Raw genomic sequence first — 20,490 nt, 5'->3', positions numbered from 1 at the left:
CGCCGCGATCGCTGCTGAGCACGTGGCTTTGCGCGCCCCAGCCCGTGCCCTGCGTCAAATCGAAGCCGGCCGGCCCCCCATCCTGGGCCGTCAGCCCACGCCCCCTGGCCGTACGCCGACGCGCTGGATCGTGCCGCGTCCTACGCCAGGCACCACTGGAGATCATTTACGGGACAGTCCTCAGACGACAAACAAACCCCAGGCCGCTGACCTGGGGAGATGTGCTGTGCGGCGGCAGGGGCGAAGGTCTTTTGGCGCCGCCGTTGACCGTGGTTGTCCGCGCTGAAGGGCACGCTATGTACGTGTTCGAGCCGCCCGGCACGCTTTCACGTGATCAGCCGACACCGGGAACGGAATTGTCGGGCGCTTCATGCCCGGCCCGGCGGCGGTACTCGGCGTTGATGCGCTGAGCTTCCTCGAGCTGGTCCTCAAGGATGACGATGCGGCAAGCGGCCTCGATCGGGGTGCCCCTGTCGACGAGCTCGCGGGCGCGCGCCGCGATCCGGAGTTGGTAGCGGGAGTACCGGCGGTGTCCGCCCTCCGAGCGCAGCGGAGTGATCAGACGAGCCTCACCGATGGCTCGGAGGAAGGCCGGGGTGGTGCCGAGCATCTCGGCGGCCCGCCCCATCGTGTATGCGGGGTAGTCGTCGTCGTCCAGACGATCACTGAGGGGGATATCTGCTGTCATGTCACCTCGTTGTGCAACGCGTCGAGGGGCCCTGGTGCCGTACGGCACCAGGGCCCCGAAGGAAATTCAACACCATCTGTCGGCCCTAATGCTGTGCCGACCTTCTGTTTCCGCTACCAGCCCTGCAGAAGGGGGGTGCGGGGATCGCGGCTGCGTGACCGGGGACCACCTTCCAATCCGGGGTCGTGCGGTACCCGGGGCGAGTGCTTCTCGGACCGGGCGATCCTGATGGCGTCTGCTCCTCCGTCCTTATCTCTGAACTTGCTGAACTGGTACTGCGGTACTGCTCGGTGGTGCTGTTGGCGGCCCCTCGACCTGCGAGCCGCCCAGTGCGGTCCTCAGCCCCGTCACCGTCCTGCGAACACCTTGGCTTCGGGACTCCAGAACCGCACTGACCTGCGAACTTCATGTACTGCACCCCGCCAGTTCGTGTCTGCCGGGTTTCGCTTGACCGGTGTCAACGAGAAAAAGGCTAACCGTGCCGAAGCTCAATGTCTACTCTGACAAGAGCAGATTTACGCCCTGTGGGGGACCAGATAGCCTGCGACCTGCCGCAACGGATGGCGAGACAGCCGTGAGGGCCCTGCCGACACATGTCGGCAGGGCCCTCACCGGGATCCTGATGGCGGTTTGCCGCCCGTCCTCATCCGTCCAGGGAGGCGGCGCCGAGCACTGCCGACTCGCACTGGAGGGGTGAGGAGACACGCACGGGCGTGGCGTCGGGGCAGGCATGGCAGGTGAAGCCGAGGCGGGTCATGGCCCGGACGACTTCGCCGCCGGTGAAGTCGCGGCGGTCCTGTCGGGTGATGACCTGGCCCACCTGCTTGACGGGGTAGCGGCGGCGGCCGATGGTCACGGACTCACCCGTGACGAGTTCGGGCGTGACGCCCTTCATCGAGGCCAGCACTCCGCTCTTGGTCAGGTCGAACGGGTACCGGGCGATGACACAGCGCATGATGCCCTCACAGGGAAGAGAACGGGCTGGGAGAAGGAGAACCGGCTGATCGGGGGAGGCGATCAGCGAGGACGTCCCGTAGTTGGATCTGGTCCGTGTACGTGGAACTGCCGCGGTGGACGGCGAGTTCGGCCAGGGTGATCGAGCCCGTGCGCTGGTCGTCTCCGTCGCACAGGAGGAGGTACTCGACACGGGCACTGGCCATGACGGACAGGGCGACCTCGACGGTCATGTCGTCACTGACCCGGGGTCCGGCCGCCTCTATGTCGTCGACCGCGCTCATGGGGGAGAGAACCGTCTGTTGTCGCTGCGTCTGAACCGGTGTCAAAGCTGCCTCCTCGGAGTTGGGTGAGCTTCTGGTCGATGGCCCTAGCCCGCCGGGTCGAAGGCGGGCCGCTGTGGCCTGCGCCGCTTCGCTTGTCCGGTGGGGCGCCCTTGGGCGGAGCGGTCGCGGCGGCCTCGGGACGAGGGAGCCGCGGAGGACACGGCGCGGCGGGGACGTGGCACGGCCGGTGCGGTGATGACGACGGGGACACCGGAGGGCGCCTGGGCGCCTGTGATGCGGGTCAACTCCGCCTCACCGGACCGTACGGCGATGGTCTGCGGGGTGATGCCGGCCGAAGCCATCAGCCGGTTCATGCCGTGGCGCTGGCCGGGGGTCACCAGGGTGACGACGCTGCCGGACTCTCCGGCGCGGGCGGTACGGCCGCCGCGGTGCAGGTAGTCCTTGTGGTCGGTGGGCGGATCGACGTTGACGACGAGGTCGAGGCCCTCGACGTGGATGCCGCGGGCCGCGACGTTGGTCGCCACCAATACCGTCACGTGTCCGGTCTTGAACTGGGCGAGGGTCCGCGTGCGCTGCGGTTGGGACTTGCCACCGTGCAGGGCCGCGGCGCGGACGCCGCTGTTCAGCAGGTGCTTGGTCAGCCGGTCCACGGCGTGCTTGGTGTCCAGGAACATGATCACGCGGCCGTCTCGTGCCGCGATCTCGGTGGTCGTCCGGTACTTGTCCGCCTCGTGCACGTGGAGGACGTGGTGCTCCATGGTGGTGACCGCGCCCGCGGACGGGTCGACGGAGTGGACCACCGGGTCCGTCAGGTAGCGGCGGACCAGCAGGTCGACGTTGCGGTCCAGCGTGGCGGAGAAGAGCATCCGCTGCCCTCCGGGGCGCACCTGGTCGAGCAGCGCGGTGACCTGGGGCATGAAACCCATGTCGGCCATCTGGTCGGCCTCGTCGAGGACGGTGATGGCGACGTCGTCCAGCCGGCAGTCGCCCCGGACGATGAGGTCCTTGAGGCGCCCCGGGGTCGCGACGACGACCTCCGCACCGGCGCGGAGTGCACCGGCCTGTCTGCCGATCGACATCCCGCCGACCACGGTGGCCAGCCGCAGCCTCACGGCACGGGCGTACGGAGTGAGCGCGTCGGTGACCTGCTGGGCGAGCTCTCGGGTGGGTACGAGGACCAGGGCCAGCGGCTGCCGTGGCTCGGCGCGCCGGCCCGCTGTACGGGCCAGCACCGCCAGGCCGAAGGCGAGGGTCTTGCCCGATCCGGTGCGGCCACGGCCGAGCACGTCACGACCGGCGAGGGAGTTCGGCAGGGTCGCCCCCTGGATGGGGAACGGTACGGTCACGCCCTCGTGACCGAGTGCGGCCAGCAGGGGCGCCGGCAGGGCGAGGTCGGCGAACGAGTCGACGGCGGGCAGCGCGGGCGTGACCGTCACCGGCAGCGCGAACTCGCCCTGGGGTGCGGTCTGCCGGCGATCGTTGCCCCTGGAACGCCGGGGAGCCCCCGAGCGCTTGGCGGCGGAACCTCTGGAGCGGTCGTTGGTACGGGTCGTGCGGATCGTGCGGGTCGTGCGGGTCGTGCGGGTCGTGCGGGTCGTGCGGGCGGTGCGTGCGCGGTTCAAGCGGAACCTTTCCTCGATGTGAGCACGTAGGCACGTAGCAAGGAATTCCCGCAGCAAAATTGAACGGCGCAGAGAATCGCGAGAACGAGCCGGAGATGATGGGCGCCGAGTCTTATCGACGTCGACGGGGGAGTACGTCACCCTTCGGTGCCGTGGTGTGGCCTTCCCGCCACGCGCCCTGAAATGCAGCGAGCTGGGGCCCGCACCCCAAGGTGCGGGCCCCAGCTGCGAAGTATGCGTTGCTGCCGGTGTCAGGCGGGAACGATGTTCTCCGCCGTCGGGCCCTTCTGGCCCTGCGCGATGTCGAACGACACCTTCTGGCCTTCCTGCAGCTCGCGGAAGCCCTGGGTGGCGATGTTCGAGTAGTGGGCGAAGACGTCGGCGCCGCCGCCGTCCTGCTCGATGAAGCCGAAGCCCTTTTCCGCGTTGAACCACTTCACGGTGCCAGTAGCCATGTCATTTCTCCTTCGGAGACGATGTTCGGAATTCGCCCTGTGCGGATTCCGCGTCGCCGTGCTGATTACCCCGTCGGAAAATGAACCTTCTGGCAACCACACCTGCAACTGAGATCGACGTTAGCATGACGCGATCGGCTCTGCGTGGTCAATAATTCCGCTCGGGTTGGCGGTCGAGGAATACTCGCCGTGTGCCGTACCTATTTCTCACTTCACGGATACAGATATTGATCCGCGCGGATGCAGTGTTCCTGCCGAACGTTTCCGGCCACAGGGCCATGACCTCCGTCGACGAGCTGTGCGCCGCTGCCATCGTCATCAACGGATGGGACGACGACGAACGCGCCGAGACCTCACTATCGCGATGAAGGTCACATCTGCTCAGAGTCGGCGCGTTCGGCGGTCCAGGTGATGTGCGGGGGCTCGACCCGTGCGCACAGGGGCCCGCCCTGCGCGTCGGTCAGGCCGAGGCGTCCGACCAGCAGCCCGTCGCGTGCGGCGGCGGCGAGTACGTCGGCGGGGATGACGTCGAGCAGGAGCTTGGCGCGGCGGAACATCGTGAAGGTGCCCGACTCGTCGACCGTGCCCCACGACAGGTAGATGAACCTCCGGCCCAGACGGTCCTGCACATAGGGGCCTTTGACCTCGGTGCCGGTCGGCGAAGCACTCGTGGTGCACTCCAGGGTCCATGTCGCGGACGGTGCGTCGCCGGGCTGTGGCGCGAGGAGTTCGGCCGGACGGTCGCGGCGTTGCACGGCGACGTGGATGTTGCCGTACGCCGGGACCGTGCCGTCGACGGAGGCTGGGCAGGCGAGGCCGGGCAGGTCGACGGCGTCGATGCGGATGCGCATGGCGGCCATCATCCCGCCATCGTCCGTGCAGAGGCCAGCCGACCTCGAACTGGGCTGGGCCATGGCAGCGGAAGCCGCGCCGATCTACCAGCACTCCGACGACGACCGACAGCAGGAAGTTGCCGCCGGACTCGACGCAACAGTCCGCAGGGCACGCCAGGAAGGTGCAGCCGTGCCAGAACGGCACACGACCGCTGATCACGATGGACAGCAAAAAGGCCCGCGTCTCTGACCTGGGCCTTAGTCGTGGAGCGGGTGACGAGAATCGAACTCGCGCTCTCAGCTTGGGAAGCGACGGCGCTTCGGCAGTCACATGGCTTGTGACCTGCGTGGATTCGTTGTGCGGACGCCGTTGCGTGGGCCTGGTCGCACCGCTGGTGACCGTGGTTGTCCGCTCTTACGGGCACGCCGTGGGCACGACTTCGAAGAAGCGCGGGCAGAGCGCCTGTGCGGGCGACCTTCTGCGCTTGGCTCGGCTGTGGCGGATGGCCAGCTCGGGGACGCTTCGCGAATGTGCAGCCTTCCGACGCGGGGCGGCCCTCTCGCCGACTTCGGGGCCGTACCACTGGACTGCCTGGCCGGTGACGGCGGCGATGCACTCGAAGTCCCGGTCGCGGTGCAGCGCCCCCGCCATCCACCGCTGTGCGCCGGTCAATCGGACGCGGACGCGGGCCTTGCCCCGGGGCCCGGGGCCGCGGAGACCTCGGCGGGCACGGTGATTTCGTGGCCGGAGGCGCAGGTCACCACCGTCCGGACCGCGCTGCCGCAGTCCTGGTGGAGCAATGAGAGCGTGGAGGCGCCGGGCGGGACGATCCAGCGCTCGGCCCAGTCGTTCAGGGCGATCAGGATGGGCAGCAGGCCGCGGCCCTTGTCGGTCAGGCGGTACTCGTCGCGTCCGCGCGCACCGGGAGCTCGATAGCGGGTCTTCTCCAGGATGCCGTCGGCGACGAGGTCCCTCAGGCGGGCGGACAGCACGCTCGGGCTGATGCCGCAATGGCGCTCGAAGTCGTCGAAGCGGCGTGTGCCGTAGAAGGCCTCCCTGATGATCACGCCCGTCGTCCGCGGGCTCAGGGACCGCAGGGCGAGATTGATCGAGTCGGGTTCGATGTCCCACGCGTCCCGCTGCCACCGCTCCAGGTGGCCCCCAGGCGCTGCTTCGGCTGCGTCGCTCACGTGTCCCTCTCCCTGTGTGTTGCCCGAGTCTATCCGTCCCCGTACGCTGACTACTGTTTTCCGAAGCCAGATGGAGGAGTGCCGCGTGAGCATCGGTGAGAGCTACCACCGCAGTACCGCCGGCCAGGCATGGGACGCGATCGTCATCGGATCGGGGATCGGCGGTCTGACCGCGGCCGCCTTCCTGGCCCGGGCCGGACAACGGGTCCTCGTGCTGGAGAAGCACTCGACGGCGGGCGGCGCCACCCAGACGTTCCGGCGCGCCGGATACGAATGGGACGCCGGGCTGCACTACATGGGCGATGTCCACCGGCCCACCAGCGGCCTGCGCCGGATCTTCGACCACATCAGCGGCGGCAAGCTGGAGTGGGCTCCCATGCCGGACGTGTACAACCGGGTCTTCATCGGGGACCGGGAGTACGAGTACCGGTCCGGCGCGCAGCGGTTCAAGGAACGGATGAAGGAGTACTTCCCCCACGAGTCCGGGGCCATCGACCAGTACGTCGACCTGGTTTATGCCGCGAACCGCGCGGCCCGCCCCTACCTCGCCCACCGCAGCCTCCCGCACTCGGTGGGAGACACCCTGTACGACGACATGGCCGCCCCCTTCCGCTCGTACGCGGACCGGACGGTCACCGAGGTGCTCACCGACCTCACCGACGACGCGGAGCTGCGCGCGGTGCTCAGCGGGCACTACGGCGACTACTCCCTCGCCCCCGGCCGCGCCTCGTTCGGCATGCACGCCATGCTGATCCGTCACTACATCGACGGCGCGAACTACCCCGTCGGAGGCTCCGCACGCCTGGCGGAGACGGCGACCGATGTCATCACCGCGGCCGGGGGAGCCGTCCTGATCTCCGCGGACGTCGCAACCGTCGTGCTGGACGACAAGGGCTCGGCCCGCGGCGTCCGCATGGCCGACGGAAGGAGTTTCCAGGCGCCGTTGGTCATCAGCGACGCCGGTGCGCTCAACACACTGACCCGGCTGCTGCCGGACCGGACTCCCGCCGCCGCCCGGCTCGTCGACTCTCTGCGTGCCATCGGCCCGTCACAGACGTACGTCATGCTCAACATCGGGATCAGGGAATCCGGCGACCGGCTCGACCTGGATCCTTCCAACATCTGGGCCCACGCCGGACCCGACATCGACGGCGACATAGCCGCGTTCGAGGCCGCCCCCGAGCACCGTGCCATGCCGACGTACTTCCTCACCTTCCCGTCCGTGAAGGACCCGTCGTGGGAAAGCCGGTACCCGGGACGTACCACCATCGACATCGCGGGGCTGACCACCTGGTCGTTGTTCGAGCCGTACGCGGACAGCGCGTGGATGCGCCGGGGCGCCGACTACGAGCGCCTCAAGGCCAGGCTCACCGAGGAACTACTGGGCCAGGTCTACCGCTTCCGCCCCCAACTGGAGGGCCGCATCGACCACACCGAGCTGGCCACGCCGCTCAGCTTCAACCACTTCCTCGGCAGGGAGAGGGGCGACTTCATGTCTCTCGCCCACACACCGCAGCGGTTCGCCCTGCGTGACCTCGGCACCCACACCCACGTCCCCGGCCTCCTCCTCACCGGCCAGGACGTGGCGTCGGCCGGCGTCAGCGGCGCCATCATGGGCGGCGTCGTCGCGGCCTCCGCAGCCCTGGACCGCGACGTGCTTCGGGACCTCGCGACCGGGTGAGCTTCGGACACTCCGGCCGGCGCACACGCCGAATGGACCACCCGCTCTCCTGAGAGGCGCCGGCGGCAGAGCGAGGTGGTCGCCGGACTCGACGACCTGGTGCTCGCCGAGTGCGCGAAGCACCAGCGGTGCTCCGGCAGTGGACCGCGTAGGCTGCCCCACATCAGCGAGGCAGGTCGGAAACTGGAGGACAGAGATGTCTTCATATGTGGCGCCCGGTGACCAAGCGACGTCCGGACTCGACCGGCGTACCGAGCTGAGGGAGTTCCTGCGTTCTCGCAGGGCCCGGATCAGGCCGGAGGACGTTGGCCTGCTCTCGCACGGGCGGCGGCGGGTTCCCGGGCTGCGGCGCGAGGAGCTGGCACAGCTGGCGGGGGTGTCGTACGCGTACTACGCGCGCCTGGAGCAGGGATACGGCGAGACCATGTCGGCCGAGGTGCTGGACGCCGTCGCTCGTGCCCTTCACTTGAACGAGGAGGAGCGCGAGCATCTGATCCGGCTGGCCGAGCCCGACCGGCAGAGTGCGACGCAGGCCGTGCCGCCGCCGCAGCGACTGCGGCCCAGTGTCCGGCACCTGCTAGACACGCTCGGCGTGCCCGCCTACGTCGTCAGCCGGCGCCTGGACATCCTGGGGTGGAACCGGCTCGCCTCCGTCGTCTTCGGGGACTGGGGCCGACTGCCGCTCGAGGAGCGCAACCTGGCCCGGCTGATCTTCCTCTCGCCCGAGGCACGCGACCGGTTCGCCGACCCCGACCGCACGGCGCTGAGCATCGCCGGCGCTCTGCGCATGAACGCCGGGAAAAGCCCCGGGGATCTCTATCTGTCTGCCTTGATCGAGGAGTTGTCGCAGAAGAGTGAGGAGTTCCGGCGGTTCTGGGCACGGCACGAGGTGAGCTGCGGGAGCGTCGGCGAGTCCGTGCGGATGCGGCACCCGCTGGTGGGAGAGTTCGACCTCGTCCACGTACCCATGGCGCTGCCCGGGGGCGCCCCCATGCGCATGGTCACTTACCACGCCGAGCCGGGCTCCCGCTCGGAGGAAGCCCTGCGGATGCTGGCCAGTTGGGAGACGGAGCCGCTGCGCTGACGACGGCGGCACGCACCGGGTGGTTCGCCACGGCCCTCTCCGCGATCCGCCGCATCTCGGCCTCCGCCGTCGGGTGGCACGAATACCCCAAGCCGCCCACGTCCGCGCCCGCGTCATGGTTGCGCACCGTGCCGACGAACAGCGCGATCCCGCCCGCCGCCTCCTCGCCGACGGCTTGGAAGACCTCGTCGAGTGAGAGCGGTGTCCGCCGTATCGCGATCAGCCTGATCGGCCGCGGGTGCGCCTGCTCGCCGGGGTGCTCGCGGGCTCGGTCGGCTGCCATGCCGCGATGCCTCTCTGCCACTCGGTCAGCCCCCGATCGCCGACATCGGCCTTTCCGGCCGTACGAACGAGGGATCGTCGAGGCCCGAACCCGCCTTCTTGCCCCACATCGCCTCACGCCAGATCCGGGCGATCTCCTCGTCCGGGGCGCCCGAGCGGAGCGCGGCACGCAGGTCGGTCTCCTCGCGGGCGAACAGACAGGCGCGTATCTGGCCGTCGGCCGTGAGGCGGGTGCGGTCGCAGGCCGCGCAGAAGGGGCGGGTGAGGGATGCGATCACACCAACGCGGTGCGGGCCGCCGTTCACGAGCCACCGCTCGGCCGGGGCGGAGCCGCGCTCCTCGTCGTCCTCGGGGGTGAGGTCGAAGCGGGTGCGCAGTGCGGCCAGTATGTCGCCGGCCGTGATCATGTCCTCGCGCTTCCAGCCGTGCTGGGCGTCCAGGGGCATCTGCTCGATGAAGCGCAGCTCGTACTCGTGCCGCACCGCCCAGGCGAGGAGATCGGGGGCCTCGTCCTCGTTGAGCCCGGGCATCAGGACGGAGTTGACCTTCACGGGGGTCAGTCCGGCGGCGCGGGCGGCTGCGATGCCGTCGAGGACGTCCTGATGGCGGTCCCGGCGGGTCAAGGTCCTGAAGACCTCCGGGCGAAGGGTGTCCAGGGAGACGTTGACCCGGTCCAGGCCCGCTGCCTTCAGGGCCGTTGCCGTGTGCTTCAGTCCGATGCCGTTGGTGGTGAGGGACATCCGGGGGCGCGGGTCGAGGGCGGCGACCCGCTCCACGATGCCGACCAGGCCGGGGCGCAGCAGCGGCTCGCCGCCGGTGAAACGGACCTCGGTGACGCCGAGGGCACCGACCGCGATGCCGACGAGGCGGACGATCTCGTCGTCGGTGAGCAGGTCGGGCTTGGCCAGCCACCGCAGGCCCTCCTCGGGCATGCAGTACGTGCAGCGCAGATTGCAGCGATCGGTCAGTGAGACCCTGAGATCGGTGGCCACCCGGCCGTGGGTGTCGATGAGCACGTGGGGCCTCTCCTCAACGCGTATCGGATTCTTGTGGATCGTCAGCGAGCGCGCGGCGACTCGGAGCGCGCTGTCATACGGCCACGAGCGCGGCGGGTGACGACGTCCGGGCCACCGGGGCGGAACCGTGGATGGGGCCGGGAACGCGGGACAGGGGCAGGCCGGTGCCGTTGTTGAGGTGGGCGATGATCTCGGCGGTGATGGAGATCGCCGTCTCTTCGGGGGTGTGGGCGCCGAGGTCCAGTCCGATCGGCGAGTGCAGGAGCGCGAGGTGCTCTTCGGGCACGCCGGTCTTCCGCAGACGTTCCAGGCGGTGTTCGTGGGTGCGGCGGGAGCCCATCGCGCCGATGTAGCCGACCGGGAGGCCGAGCGCCAGACGCAGGAGGGGGATGTCGAACTTGGCGTCGTGGGTGAGGACGCAGATCGCGGTACGGGCGTCGACCTCGGCGTGCTCCAGGTAGCGGTGGGGCCAGTCGACGACGACTTCGTCGGCGTGCGGGAAGCGCTCCGGGGTGGCGAACACGGGGCGGGCGTCGCAGACGGTGACCCGGTAGCCGAGGAGCCGTCCGGCCTGGCTGAGGGCGGCGGCGAAGTCGACGGCGCCGAAGATCAGCATGCGGGGTGGCGGGGCCTGGGTGTGGACCAGGAGCGTCAGCTTCTGCGGGCAGGTGTCGGCGTCGCCGCCGATCTCGACGCGGGCGGTCCGGCCCGCTCGCAGCAGCGCGCGCACCTGGGTGGCCACCGCCCGGTCCTCCTGACGGCCGCCCAGTGTCCCGTCGTACGCACTGCCGCCCCCGAAGACGGACAGGGTGCGGCCGAGAAGACGCTGCGGCCCGTCGATCACCTGGGCGACGGCGACGGGCAGACCGGCCGACATCTGTTCCAGGGTGGTGGTGAGGTGGGGCTGGTCCGCGGGGTCGATCCGCTGGACCAGGACCTCCAGTTCGCCGCCGCAGGTCAGGCCGACGGCGAACGCGTCGTCGTCGGAGTAGCCGAACGAGGCCCGTATCGGGGGCTCGCCCGTCTTCAGCACCTGCCCGCACAGTTCGTAGACGGCGCCTTCCACGCAGCCTCCGGAGATGCTGCCGGCCACGTTGCCGTCGGTGTCGACAGCGAGTGCGGTGCCGGGTGGCAGGGGTGCGCTGCCGCGGACCTGGATGACGGTGGCCAGGGCGAAGGGGCGGTCCTCGCGGCACCAGCGGTACAGCGTGTCCGCGATGTTCAGCATGAGAGGTGTCCTTCGGTGAGTGGTGGGGAAGCCCGCCGCCGCGCCGGCATGGGGGGATAGGGGCGCGGCGGCGGGCCGATCAGTGGGACGGTTCCAAGGGCCCCGGCCGGGTGGCGGGAGGGGCCCTGGGAACCGTCCGGGCTTCAGAGGAGGGCTTCGGCGGTGATGGGCAGTTCGCGGACGCGGCGGCCGGTGGCGTGGAAGACCGCGTTGGCGATGGCGGGTGCCACGCCGACCATTACGAGCTCGCCCAGGCTCTTCACGCCGATGGGGTCGGCCTTGTAGTCCTCTCCGTCGAGGTAGATGGCCTTCAGGTCGGGGATGTCGGCATGGGTCGGCACGAGGTAGTCGGCGAAGTTGGCGTTGGTGATCCGGCCGTCGCGGTGGTCGGTGACCGTGTGCTCCAGCAGGGCCTGGCCAATGCCCTGGATCATTCCGCCCAGGGCCTGGCTGTCGGCGAGCTTGGGGCTGATGATCCGGCCCGCGTCGTAGACGCTGAGCATCCGCCGTACCCGGACCAGCCCAAGGCGGGCGTCGACGGCGACCTCGGCGAACACCGCGCTGTAGCCGTACATCGAGAACCGCCTGTCCTGCTCCGGCACCGGGGAGTAGGATCCGCTCGCCTCCAGGTGGGTGCGGTTGTTGCGGGCGAGGAGCTGGCGGTAGGTCTCCCCCCGCGCGGGGCTGCCCTTCGCATGCATCCGGCCGCCGCGGACCACGACATCGTCGGCGTTGACGCCGTGCAGCGGTGAGCGCTCGTCCTCGACCGCGAGCTTGATGGCCTGCTGGCGCAGCTTGTCGCAGGTGTTCTGGACGGCGGTTCCCACGCTGGCCATGGTCTGCGAGGCGCCCTGCGGCGGGGCCGGCGGCATCCTGGAGTCGCCGAGCCGGAAGGTGACGTGGCGCATCGCCAGGCCGAGGGCGTCGGCGGCGACCTGGCTCATGGAGGTGTACGTGCCCGTGCCCACGTCATGGGTCGCGGACTGGACCACCACGGTGCCGTCGGCATCGAGCCTGGCGTGGGCATGGGCCTCGCTCTGGAAGACGTCGTAGCAGCCGGTGGCCACGCCGGTGCCGATCAGCCAGTCGCCGTCGTGGGTGGTGCGGGGCTTGGGGTTGCGCCGGTGCCAGCCGAACTTGCCGGCGCCGACGCGGAAGCACTCGCGCAGCCGCCGGGTGGAGAAGGGGTGTCCGCTCGACAGGTCTTCGTCGGGTTCGTTGCGCAGCCGCAGCTCGATCGGGTCCATGCGCAGTTCGTAGGCGAGTTCGTCCATCGCCGTCTCCATGGCGAAGCTGGCCGTGGAGTAGCCGGGGCCGCGCATCCAGATCGGGGTGACGACATCCAGCGGCACGATCTGGGGCGTCTGGCTGACGTTCGGCACGGCGTAGAGCATCTGCCCCAGCGCCAGGTTGGCCTCCCAGAACCGCTCGTAGCTGGAGGTCTCGTACTTGAAGTCGTGGGTCATCGCGGTCAGCCGCCCGCGCCGGCTGCTGCCCAGCCGCAGCTTGTACTCGTACGCGGGCCGGAACCCCACGCTGAAGTACATCTGCCGGCGGGTCAGGACGAGTTTGACCGGGCGTTTCACCTCACGTGCGGCGAGCGCGGCGATAGTGACGTTCGGCCACCGCCGCAGCCCGTTGCCGAAGGCGCCGCCGATGAACGGCGTCAGGACACGCACGTCCTCCGGTGGAATACCGAACACGGACGCGAGCTCGTCCCGTACGCCGATCACGTGCTGGGTCTTGTCCCACAGGGTGAGCTTGTCGCCGTCCCAGCGGGCGATGGTGGCGTGCAGCTCCATCGGATTGTGGTGATTGCGGGAGAGACGGTAGGTCATCTCCATCCGGACGTCCGCGGAATCCAGTGCTTTATCGGCGTCACCCCGCGAGTAGGGCTGCGCGAAGGGCAGAGGTCCGGCTTCGGCCGGGGCGTCGTCCAGGTCGGTCGAGGCCTTCTCGGCGTCGTAGGTGACTTTGACCAGGCTCGCGGCGTGCTCTGCGGCCTCCAGCGTGGTGGCCACCACGACCGCGACCGGCTGGCCGAAGAACCGGACACGGTCGTCCTGGAAGATGTGTATCCGCTCGCCCGGGAAGGGGATGAAGGGGAACTCGCGGTAGGCCAGCTCGGGCGCGTTGCGGTGGCTGATGACCTTCAGCACGCCGCGCTGGGCTTCGGCGTCGCGGGTGTCCATGCCGGTGATACGGCCGCGGCTGATACTGCTGTCGACGACGACGGCGTGGACGACTCCGTCGATGTCGTGCTCGGCGGCGTACTTGGCCTGGCCGGTCACCTTCAGCCGTCCGTCCACCCGGGACAGCGGCGCTCCGACGGCTGCCTGCGGCTGCGGGCTCACTTGCCACCTCCAACGACGCGCAGTTGGCGCTCGACGGTCCGTTTGAGCAACTCGACTTTGAAACGGTTGTGCTGGAGGGGCCGGGCCCCGTCCGCAGCCCGCTCGGCGGCCGTGGTCCACAAGGTCTCGGACGGGCGCCGCCCGATCAGCTCCTGCTCGACGGCGGGCAGCTTCCACGGCACGGTGCCCACACCCCCGGCGGCCACCCTCGCCTCCCGGATCACCCCACCCCGGATGTGCAGCGCGACCGCCGCCGAGGTCAGCGCGAACTCATAGGACTGCCGGTCGCGCACCTTCAGATAGCCCGACTTCAGCGGCCGCGGAAGGGCCGGAAGCTCGACAGCGGTGATCAACTCGCCCTGGCGCAGAGCCTGTTCGCGTTGCGGGGTGCTGCCCGGCTGGAGCAGGAAGTCGGCGAAGGGCACGGACCGCTCCCCGTCCGGCCCCAGCAGGTGCACGATCGCCTCCAGCGCCGTGAACGCCACGGCGACGTCGGAGGGATGGGTGGCCACGCACTCGTCGGACGTGCCGAGGATCGCGTGGGTGCGGTTGACACCGTCGCGGGCCGCGCAACCGGAGCCGGGCTCACGCTTGTTGCAGTCGGCGGTCACATCGCGGAAGTACGTGCAGCGGGTGCGCTGCATGATGTTGCCGCCGATGGTCGCCATGTTGCGCAGCTGGGCGGACGCGCTCAGCTCCAGGGCCTCGGAGATGACCGGATACAGGGCGCGCACTCCCCGGTGGGCGGCGACATCGGCCATCCGTACCAGCGCGCCGATCCGCAGGCCCCCGCGCCGGGTGACCGTGATCTCACGCAGCGGCAGGCCGCTGATGTCGACCAGCGTGCGAGGTTGTTCGACGGTCTCGCGCATCAGGTCGACCAGTGTGGTGCCGCCGGCGATGTAACGGCCGCCGTCACGGCCCGCGTCAAGGGCCTGCCGAGTATTGGCAGCCTTGGTGTAGGCAAAGGGATGCATGGGGACCTTGTCTCATTTCCCGTGCGCGGTCTGCTCGACCGCGCGCACGATCTTCACGTAGCAGCCGCAGCGGCACAGGTTGCCGCTCATGAACTCCCGGATCTCCTCCGGTGAGCCGGTGTGCCCCTCGTCGATGCAGCCGACGCCGGACATGATCTGGCCGGAGGTGCAGTAGCCGCACTGGAAGGCGTCCTGGTCGATGAACGCCTGCTGCAGCGGGTGCAGCCGCTCGCCCTTGGCCAGGCCCTCGATGGTGGTGACCTCGGCGCCGTCCAGCCGGATGGCCAGCGTCAGGCAGGAGTTGACCCGCTGTCCGTCGACCAGGACGGTGCAGGCCCCGCAGGCACCGGCGTTGCAGCCCTTCTTCGAGCCGGTCAGGTTCAGGTGCTCGCGCAGCAGGTCCAGCAGCGAGGTCCGGTTGTCGACCGTGACGGTGTGCCTCTGACCGTTGACGGTCACGGAGACGCGGCTGCTGGGCGGCGCCTGGGTGGCGGCGTCCGCGGGTTCGGCGCCGAACACGGACGGCCCGCCTATCAGGCCACCCGCCACGACGGCACCGCCGACGGCCGTGGTCGCGATGAACGTGCGCCGGGACGGTGCGGACGCGGATCCCTCGGGAGATCCCTCGGGAAAACTCTCGGAGGGAGAAACAGTTGTCTCGGGGGGTTCGATGGACATGCCCACTCTCTTGGTCGACGGAAGACGGATGGCGTACCGACCACCGTCATGTGCACGAATCGGCGTGAGTGCGGGAGACGGTTCACGCCGCGGTGGACGAGCCGAGCCCTCGGCCCGCGAGGATGGCGGCGACCGGGGGGGCGAACACGGTCGGCAGCCGCCTCACCAGGCCTTCGGCGTGGCATGGCATCCACTGTGCTGCATGCGGCGCGATACAACGAGCAAGCGGTTTTGGGACGACTCCGGTAGCTACGACTGCCGTTGGTACGTCTGGCAGTAGCAGGCAGAGCGGTCCGGCCGTCGGCGGTGGTCTTCATGACGTCGTCGCCGGCAGCCGGGCATGCCGACACGGCGGCCGTACGGTTCGCGTACGGCCGCCGTGGTCCGGAATCGAGGGGCGGAACGGGAAACTACGGAGTGACGGTCAGGAGGGTGGTGCCGACGGTTTCGGTGCCGTCGTCGTAGCCGACCAGGCCGAGGTCGAGGTACTCGTCGCTGCTGCCGGTGGGGGAGGAGATCCGGTTGCCGTCCTCGTCGTACACCCACAGGTCGATGTCGCTGCCGGCGAGGAAGTCGGGCGAGCAGATCGCGACCCGGGCCAGCGCAGTGCCCTCGGGAACGGTGAGTTCGGTCCGGGCCGCGGAAGCCGGTGCCGGCGACGGCGGTGCTTCGAAGCTGTCGGTCGTGGTGCCCGTCGGGGTCCCGGTCCTGACCGTGCCCGAGTACAGCTGGGCGTCACCTTCATCGACACCGCCGACTCCTACGGCCCGTTCACCGCCGAGCAGTTCGTCCGCGAGGCACTGCACCCGTACGCGGACGACCTGGTCATCGCCACCAAGGGCGGCCTGACCCGGCAGGGCCCCGGCGCGTGGCTGCCGATGGGCCGCCCGGAGTACCTGCGCCAGCAGGTCGAACTGAGCCTGCATCATCTCGGCCTGGAGCGGATCGACCTCTACCAGCTGCACCGGATCGACCCGCAGGTGCCACTCGCCGACCAGCTCGGCGCGCTGGCCGAGCTGCGGGACGCCGGCAAGATCCGGCACATCGGCCTGTCGGAGGTCTCCGTGGCCGAACTCGAGGAGGCCCGGGCGATCGCCGAGATCGTGTCGGTGCAGAACATGTACAACCTCGCCGAGCGCAGGTCCGAGGACGTGCTGACATACGCGGAGGCGAACGGCATCGGGTTCATCCCGTGGTTCCCCATCGCCACCGGACAGCTGGCCAGACCGGGCGGCCCCCTCGACGCCGTTGCCAAGGAGTACGAGGTGACGCCGTCCCAGCTCGCGCTGGCCTGGCTGCTGCGCCGCTCGCCGGTGCTGCTGCCGATCCCCGGCACGTCCTCGGTGGCCCACGTGGAGGAGAACATCGGCGCCGCTCGGATCCGGCTCTCCGACAGCGCCTATCAGTCCCTCGTCAACGCCGTCTGAGCCTGTCGGGCGCAGTCACGGTCTTGCCGTGTCGGCCACCACCCGGTCGACGGCTCCGGCGTTGCGGTGCTGTCCGCTGGGTGAGGATCTACTGGACGTGCCCGCGCGCGGTGCGCGGTCGTCGACCGGTACCCATCCGAAGGGCGGGCGCACGTCCTCGATCCGGGCGGACGATGCCGGCCTGCTCTGTGCACGGTCGGTGCCGGAGCGTGCGCTGCAGAAGAACCCGCTCGGTGACTGGGCAGGTGACTGGTTACCCGGGCCCATCCTGCGCTGAGGGGTTGCGCGTCCGGGCGGAACTCACTCGTTGGCGTCGCGGAGCGTGCGCAGGATGCGCTCCAGGTGGCGGCGGTCCTCGGACGAGAGCGGTCCGGTGACGTGGCTGCGCAGATGGCGGACGTGGGCGGTCAGGGCGCGGTCGAGCGCCTCGGCGCCCTTGTCGGTCAGCGCGGCGAGTGCGGCTCGGCGGTCGGCGGGGTCGGGGTCGCGGCGGATCAGCCCCTCCTTCGCCATGCGGTCGGCGAGCCGGGTGAAGCCGCCCGAGCTGAAGGACACGGCCTCCGCCAGGTCCGTCATGCGCAGCCGGTGCCCGGGCGTGCGGCCCAGCCGCAGCAGCACCTCGAACCAGGTGTCCGGAACTCCCAGATCGCGGTGTACGAGGGGCTTGAGGCGAGCGGACGCTTCCACGAGCAGTCCGTAGAGCGTCACGTCGTCGTCATTCAGCAGTTGCTCGTTCACCCCACGAGGATGCCAGAAAGCCAAGAGCGGCAGACGCTGCCGTTGCAATCTCTGCCGAGGAAGATATATTGTCTGCATCGGCAGATACTTTTCCCGCCCCCAGATGTGGAGCCCGATCATGCGCAAGCGCACCCTCCCCGCCTTCGGTGTCGCCGCCGCCACGGCCGGCGCCCTCACCCTCGGCCTGTCCCTGGCGCCCGCTTCCGCGGACGCCGCCCCCGCCTCGCACGGGCACCGCACGATCATCATCGAGGCCGTCGAGAAGGGCACCGCGTTCAACATGGTCGACGTCGCCCCCGCCGACTCCGCCCTCGGCGACCAGCTGATCGGGACCGGTGACCTCATCGGCCGCGACGGCCGCAAGCTGGGCACCAGCAGCTTCGTGGGCGTCTCCACCGACGCCAAGCCGCGCACCGCCGAGCTGCTGACCTTCGTCTACGAGCTGCCCGGCGGAAAGATCACCACCGCCGGCACGGCGAAGCTCTCCGCCTCCGGACCCGTCTTCGACGAGCGGTTCGCCATCACGGGCGGCACCGGCACGTACCAGAACGCCTCCGGAGAGGTGCGCGTCCTGCAGGAGACGGTGGAGCGGGCGAAGGTCACCTTCGAGATCCAGCGCTGACCACACCCACGCGTACGAAGCGAGCACGAACGGAGTCACCTGTGAAGATCCTCCTGATCGGCGCCACCGGCATGATCGGCTCCCGCATCACGGCGGAAGCGCTCGGCCGCGGCCACGAGGTCACCGCCGCCACCCGCTCGGGCCGTGCGGACGCGCTGCCGGAGCACCAGGCGCTGAACATCCTCGCCCTGGACGCCACCGCGCCGGGCAAGGTCGCCCAGGCCGCTGCCGGACACGACGCCGTCATCTCCGCCGTCTCCCCGCCCCGCGACGGCTCCGACCCGGCCGCCCCGCTGCTGGCGACGTACAAGTCCCTGGTCGAGGGGCTGCGCACCGCGGGCGTACACCGCCTGCTGGTGGTCGGAGGGGCGGGCAGTCTGAAGACCGCCTCCGGTCAGGACCGGGTCGACACCCCGGACTTCCCCGCGATGTACAAGGCCGAGTCCCTCGCCCAGCGTGAGGTGCTGCGCCTGCTGCGCGCCGAAGTGGGCGACGACCTGGACTGGACGTATGTCTCCCCGGCCGACGAGATCGCGCCCGGCGAGCGCACCGGCACCTTCCGCCTCGGCGGCGACGACCTGCTGATCGCGGAGGACGGCACCAGCTTCATCAGTGCCGAGGACTACGCGGTCGCCCTGGTCGACGAGGCCGAGAAGAGCACGGCGATCCGCCGCCGCATCACCGTCGCGTACTGACGGACGTCGCTCGAGGGCGTCCGCTTCGGCATCAGGCCGGCCGGCGGTGCCAAGGCGACGCGAGCAAGGCCGATGTGAAGCGCCCGCCGCTTTCGCTCGGCCGGGTCCCCCGCGCGGCAGGCCATTCAGGCCTGGTTCTCACGGCGGCGGCTCGGTACGAGGCGGCATCCGGCGGAATCGCCCGGCAGGTGTGGGCCAAGGTGTGTGCCCAGGCGCTGCTGGATCAGGCCGGCCACGCAGGACGTGACATCGTCGGCATCCGACGACAAGATCCGGGCCTTCCCGCGTTCCGGCAAGGTGAGCACCCAAGGCCGCACGAGGCATGATCGGTGGATGCATGGTGTGGAGGACCAGTCGGGTGGGGGGAACGTGGAAGAGCCGTCGGAGATCTCGTCGCCCAAGGAGGCCGCGGACAATGCGCTGGTGCTGGCGTTCGGGCGGTTGCAGGGGGCGGCGAACCGGCTGGAGTACATCCTCGGGCGGTCGCTGGAGCTGGAGTGCGGCATCAGCCATCTGATGTTCGAGGTGCTGCTCATCCTCGGGCGGGCGGGCGATCCCGGGCTGTCGATGCGGGCCATCGCCCAGGAACAGGTGCTGACCACAGGCGGGGCGACGCGCCTGGTGGACCGTATGGAGGCGGCCGGGCTGGTGGAGCGCGCCGAGGATCCCGGTGACAGGCGCGGGCGGCTGGTACGGCTGACCCGGTTGGGGGAGGAGACCACTGTGCGGGCCTCCCGGGTGCACGTGCAGAACATCCGGCGCTACTTCCTGGCGCCGCTGCCGCCCGAGGACCGGGAGCGGTTCGCCGAGGACCTGCGGATCCTGAGCCATTCCGCACGGGACGTGCTGCCCCGCCTGCCCTGAACGGCCCCTCCGGGCTGCGGCCGTGCGGCTTCACTGATGCACTGACGGCGGGGGTTTGTCGATGTGACTTGCGTCATAGCGACAAGGAAATATCTGACTAGTCAGTTACTGTTCCCTCAGACGAACCGCTCGCATTCGGCGGGCGCCACACCTTTGCTGGGATCTTCGATGAAGCTCGTCTACGTCTTCGACGCCTACTGCGGTTGGTCGCACGGGTTCTCCGGAACTCTGCGCGAGGTCGTCTCCCGTCATCCCGCGCTGCCGGTCGAGGTGGTCTCCGGTGGTCTGTTCACCGGGCCACGCCGGGTGCCGATCCGCGAGTTCGGCTATGTCCAGGGCGCCAACGCCCAGATCGCCGAGCTGACCGGCGCCGAGTTCGGTGAGGGCTACGAGCGGCTGATCGCCGACGGATCGTTCGTGATGGACTCCGAGGCCGCCGCGCGCGGCGTCGTCGCCCTGCGCCGGGCCGCCCCCGACCGCGCGGCGGAACTGGCCGGCGCCCTCCAGCGGGCCTTCTACGTCGACGGCCTCAGCCTCTCCGACCCCGCGACCTACAGGAAGGTGGCCGAGGAGGCCGGTCTGGACGCCGACGCCGTCGTCGCCGCCTTCGACGCGCTCGAGGCCCACCAAGCGGCGGCGGACGACTTCCACCGCTGTGCCGAGCTGGGTGTCACCGGCTTCCCCACGCTGCTCGCCGTCGCCGTCGGCCGAGTTGCCGCCCTGGCCCGTGGCCACGCCACTGCCGACGAGATCGACCGGCGACTGGCCGCCCTGACCACCACCCGCACCCACTGAATTCCATCCCCTCCAGGAG

General features: G+C 69.9%; 21 protein-coding genes and 3 pseudogenes. 9 read left to right on the top strand and 15 right to left on the bottom strand.

All coding sequences use genetic code 11. The features are described 5' to 3' along the window. Positions 1-334 precede the first annotated feature (334 nt). The 6 genes from IM697_RS44080 to IM697_RS44055 all read right to left on the bottom strand — a co-directional run bounded on the left by IM697_RS44080 (position 335) and on the right by IM697_RS44055 (position 4,857). Positions 335-688, bottom strand: a complete 354-nt coding sequence (locus IM697_RS44080; protein ID WP_194043310.1) for a MerR family transcriptional regulator — start codon at positions 686-688, stop codon at positions 335-337. Between the two features lie 643 nt (positions 689-1,331). After that, complete coding sequence (locus IM697_RS44075) at positions 1,332-1,643, bottom strand: SCO5918 family protein (protein ID WP_194043308.1); 312 nt, start codon at positions 1,641-1,643, stop codon at positions 1,332-1,334. Positions 1,644-1,650: 7 nt separating this feature from the next. Then, positions 1,651-1,926: a hypothetical protein gene (locus tag IM697_RS44070; protein ID WP_194043306.1), complete on the bottom strand. Its 276-nt coding sequence runs from the start codon at positions 1,924-1,926 to the stop codon at positions 1,651-1,653. A gap of 86 nt (positions 1,927-2,012) precedes the next feature. After that, entirely contained in the window at positions 2,013-3,488 is a 1,476-nt protein-coding gene (locus IM697_RS44065; protein ID WP_194050145.1) for a DEAD/DEAH box helicase, read from the bottom strand. A 314-nt stretch (positions 3,489-3,802) separates the two neighbouring features. Further along, entirely contained in the window at positions 3,803-4,006 is a 204-nt protein-coding gene (locus IM697_RS44060; RefSeq protein WP_189725621.1) for a cold-shock protein, read from the bottom strand. 371 nt (positions 4,007-4,377) lie between these two features. After that, positions 4,378-4,857, bottom strand: a complete 480-nt coding sequence (locus IM697_RS44055) for a DUF5990 family protein (protein WP_228044428.1) — start codon at positions 4,855-4,857, stop codon at positions 4,378-4,380. On the opposite strand from IM697_RS44055, the gene IM697_RS44050 reads away from it, so the two are divergent. Next, the gene (locus tag IM697_RS44050) at positions 4,856-5,089 is read left to right on the top strand and encodes a hypothetical protein (protein ID WP_194050159.1); all 234 of its coding nucleotides are present in this window, start codon (positions 4,856-4,858) and stop codon (positions 5,087-5,089) included. The genes IM697_RS44055 and IM697_RS44050 overlap by 2 nt on opposite strands. A 309-nt stretch (positions 5,090-5,398) precedes the next feature. Here IM697_RS44050 and IM697_RS45340 read toward each other — a convergent pair. Together IM697_RS45340 and IM697_RS44045 are read right to left on the bottom strand one after the other, a co-directional pair. Next, positions 5,399-5,479: pseudogene (locus IM697_RS45340) on the bottom strand (PIN domain nuclease); the annotation flags it as partial. 29 nt (positions 5,480-5,508) lie between these two features. Beyond that, positions 5,509-6,030: a winged helix-turn-helix transcriptional regulator gene (locus tag IM697_RS44045; protein ID WP_194043302.1), complete on the bottom strand. Its 522-nt coding sequence runs from the start codon at positions 6,028-6,030 to the stop codon at positions 5,509-5,511. A gap of 85 nt (positions 6,031-6,115) precedes the next feature. Between IM697_RS44045 and IM697_RS44040 the strand changes: the two genes are divergently transcribed. Together IM697_RS44040 and IM697_RS44035 are read left to right on the top strand one after the other, a co-directional pair. Beyond that, positions 6,116-7,711, top strand: coding sequence for a phytoene desaturase family protein (locus IM697_RS44040; protein WP_228044427.1), 1,596 nt, complete (start codon positions 6,116-6,118; stop codon positions 7,709-7,711). A gap of 196 nt (positions 7,712-7,907) precedes the next feature. Further along, positions 7,908-8,795 (top strand): helix-turn-helix domain-containing protein, encoded by an 888-nt coding sequence (locus IM697_RS44035; RefSeq protein WP_194043298.1) that lies wholly within the window; start codon positions 7,908-7,910, stop codon positions 8,793-8,795. Between the two features lie 7 nt (positions 8,796-8,802). Here IM697_RS44035 and IM697_RS44030 read toward each other — a convergent pair. The 6 genes and pseudogenes from IM697_RS44030 to IM697_RS44005 form a co-directional block, all read right to left on the bottom strand. After that, positions 8,803-9,078: pseudogene (locus tag IM697_RS44030) on the bottom strand (molybdenum cofactor biosynthesis protein MoaE); the annotation flags it as partial. A 25-nt stretch (positions 9,079-9,103) separates the two neighbouring features. Next, positions 9,104-10,093: a GTP 3',8-cyclase MoaA gene (gene moaA / locus IM697_RS44025; protein WP_228044426.1), complete on the bottom strand. Its 990-nt coding sequence runs from the start codon at positions 10,091-10,093 to the stop codon at positions 9,104-9,106. Between the two features lie 73 nt (positions 10,094-10,166). Next, positions 10,167-11,321 (bottom strand): XdhC family protein, encoded by a 1,155-nt coding sequence (locus tag IM697_RS44020; RefSeq protein ID WP_194043294.1) that lies wholly within the window; start codon positions 11,319-11,321, stop codon positions 10,167-10,169. Between the two features lie 143 nt (positions 11,322-11,464). Next, positions 11,465-13,675, bottom strand: a complete 2,211-nt coding sequence (locus IM697_RS44015) for a xanthine dehydrogenase family protein molybdopterin-binding subunit (RefSeq protein ID WP_194043292.1) — start codon at positions 13,673-13,675, stop codon at positions 11,465-11,467. After that, the gene (locus IM697_RS44010; protein WP_194043290.1) at positions 13,672-14,652 is read right to left on the bottom strand and encodes an FAD binding domain-containing protein; all 981 of its coding nucleotides are present in this window, start codon (positions 14,650-14,652) and stop codon (positions 13,672-13,674) included. Before IM697_RS44010 ends, IM697_RS44015 begins: the two co-directional genes overlap by 4 nt. 12 nt (positions 14,653-14,664) lie before the next feature. Continuing rightward, positions 14,665-15,330: a (2Fe-2S)-binding protein gene (locus tag IM697_RS44005; protein WP_194043288.1), complete on the bottom strand. Its 666-nt coding sequence runs from the start codon at positions 15,328-15,330 to the stop codon at positions 14,665-14,667. A 713-nt stretch (positions 15,331-16,043) separates the two neighbouring features. Here IM697_RS44005 and IM697_RS44000 point away from each other — a divergent pair. Together IM697_RS44000 and IM697_RS43995 are read left to right on the top strand one after the other, a co-directional pair. Continuing rightward, positions 16,044-16,757, top strand: a pseudogene (locus IM697_RS44000) (aldo/keto reductase); the annotation flags it as partial. A 28-nt stretch (positions 16,758-16,785) separates the two neighbouring features. After that, positions 16,786-17,034 carry a hypothetical protein gene (locus tag IM697_RS43995; RefSeq protein WP_194043286.1) on the top strand — a complete coding sequence of 83 codons (249 nt, stop codon included), beginning with the start codon at positions 16,786-16,788 and terminating at the stop codon, positions 17,032-17,034. Positions 17,035-17,057: 23 nt separating this feature from the next. Here IM697_RS43995 and IM697_RS43990 read toward each other — a convergent pair whose 3' ends face one another. After that, positions 17,058-17,495 (bottom strand): MarR family winged helix-turn-helix transcriptional regulator, encoded by a 438-nt coding sequence (locus IM697_RS43990; RefSeq protein WP_194043284.1) that lies wholly within the window; start codon positions 17,493-17,495, stop codon positions 17,058-17,060. Between the two features lie 118 nt (positions 17,496-17,613). Between IM697_RS43990 and IM697_RS43985 the strand changes: the two genes are divergently transcribed. The 4 genes from IM697_RS43985 (at position 17,614) to IM697_RS43970 (ending at position 20,471) form a co-directional block, all read left to right on the top strand. Then, the gene (locus IM697_RS43985; protein ID WP_194043282.1) at positions 17,614-18,117 is read left to right on the top strand and encodes an allene oxide cyclase barrel-like domain-containing protein; all 504 of its coding nucleotides are present in this window, start codon (positions 17,614-17,616) and stop codon (positions 18,115-18,117) included. A 41-nt stretch (positions 18,118-18,158) separates the two neighbouring features. Continuing rightward, positions 18,159-18,812, top strand: coding sequence for an NAD(P)-dependent oxidoreductase (locus IM697_RS43980; protein WP_194043280.1), 654 nt, complete (start codon positions 18,159-18,161; stop codon positions 18,810-18,812). Between the two features lie 333 nt (positions 18,813-19,145). Beyond that, positions 19,146-19,676, top strand: a complete 531-nt coding sequence (locus IM697_RS43975) for a MarR family winged helix-turn-helix transcriptional regulator (protein ID WP_407699592.1) — start codon at positions 19,146-19,148, stop codon at positions 19,674-19,676. Between the two features lie 168 nt (positions 19,677-19,844). Further along, a complete protein-coding gene (locus tag IM697_RS43970) occupies positions 19,845-20,471 on the top strand; it encodes a DsbA family protein (RefSeq protein WP_194043278.1) in 627 nt (208 codons plus the stop codon). Positions 20,472-20,490 lie beyond the last annotated feature (19 nt).

This window comes from Streptomyces ferrugineus, from assembly GCF_015160855.1.
Classification (GTDB): Bacteria; Actinomycetota; Actinomycetes; order Streptomycetales; family Streptomycetaceae; genus Streptomyces; species Streptomyces ferrugineus.
The sequence above is the reverse complement of the archived record's forward strand: the minus strand, read 5'-3'. Positions and strand labels throughout refer to the sequence as shown.

Excerpts from the sequence above, each read along its gene's own strand:
- IM697_RS43985 (WP_194043282.1), top strand. The coding sequence starts at position 17,614 with ATGCGCAAGCGCACCCTCCCCGCCTTCGGTGTCGCCGCCGCCACGGCC.
- IM697_RS44055 (WP_228044428.1), bottom strand. The coding sequence starts at position 4,857 with ATGCGCATCCGCATCGACGCCGTCGACCTGCCCGGCCTCGCCTGCCCA.
- IM697_RS44060 (WP_189725621.1), bottom strand. The coding sequence starts at position 4,006 with ATGGCTACTGGCACCGTGAAGTGGTTCAACGCGGAAAAGGGCTTCGGC.
- IM697_RS43975 (WP_407699592.1), top strand. The coding sequence starts at position 19,146 with ATGCATGGTGTGGAGGACCAGTCGGGTGGGGGGAACGTGGAAGAGCCG.
- IM697_RS44020 (WP_194043294.1), bottom strand. The coding sequence starts at position 11,321 with ATGCTGAACATCGCGGACACGCTGTACCGCTGGTGCCGCGAGGACCGC.
- IM697_RS44070 (WP_194043306.1), bottom strand. The coding sequence starts at position 1,926 with ATGAGCGCGGTCGACGACATAGAGGCGGCCGGACCCCGGGTCAGTGAC.
- IM697_RS44075 (WP_194043308.1), bottom strand. The coding sequence starts at position 1,643 with ATGCGCTGTGTCATCGCCCGGTACCCGTTCGACCTGACCAAGAGCGGA.
- IM697_RS44010 (WP_194043290.1), bottom strand. The coding sequence starts at position 14,652 with ATGCATCCCTTTGCCTACACCAAGGCTGCCAATACTCGGCAGGCCCTT.
- IM697_RS44050 (WP_194050159.1), top strand. The coding sequence starts at position 4,856 with ATGGCGGCCATCATCCCGCCATCGTCCGTGCAGAGGCCAGCCGACCTC.
- IM697_RS44080 (WP_194043310.1), bottom strand. The coding sequence starts at position 688 with ATGACAGCAGATATCCCCCTCAGTGATCGTCTGGACGACGACGACTAC.
- IM697_RS44035 (WP_194043298.1), top strand. The coding sequence starts at position 7,908 with ATGTCTTCATATGTGGCGCCCGGTGACCAAGCGACGTCCGGACTCGAC.
- IM697_RS44005 (WP_194043288.1), bottom strand. The coding sequence starts at position 15,330 with ATGTCCATCGAACCCCCCGAGACAACTGTTTCTCCCTCCGAGAGTTTT.
- IM697_RS43970 (WP_194043278.1), top strand. The coding sequence starts at position 19,845 with ATGAAGCTCGTCTACGTCTTCGACGCCTACTGCGGTTGGTCGCACGGG.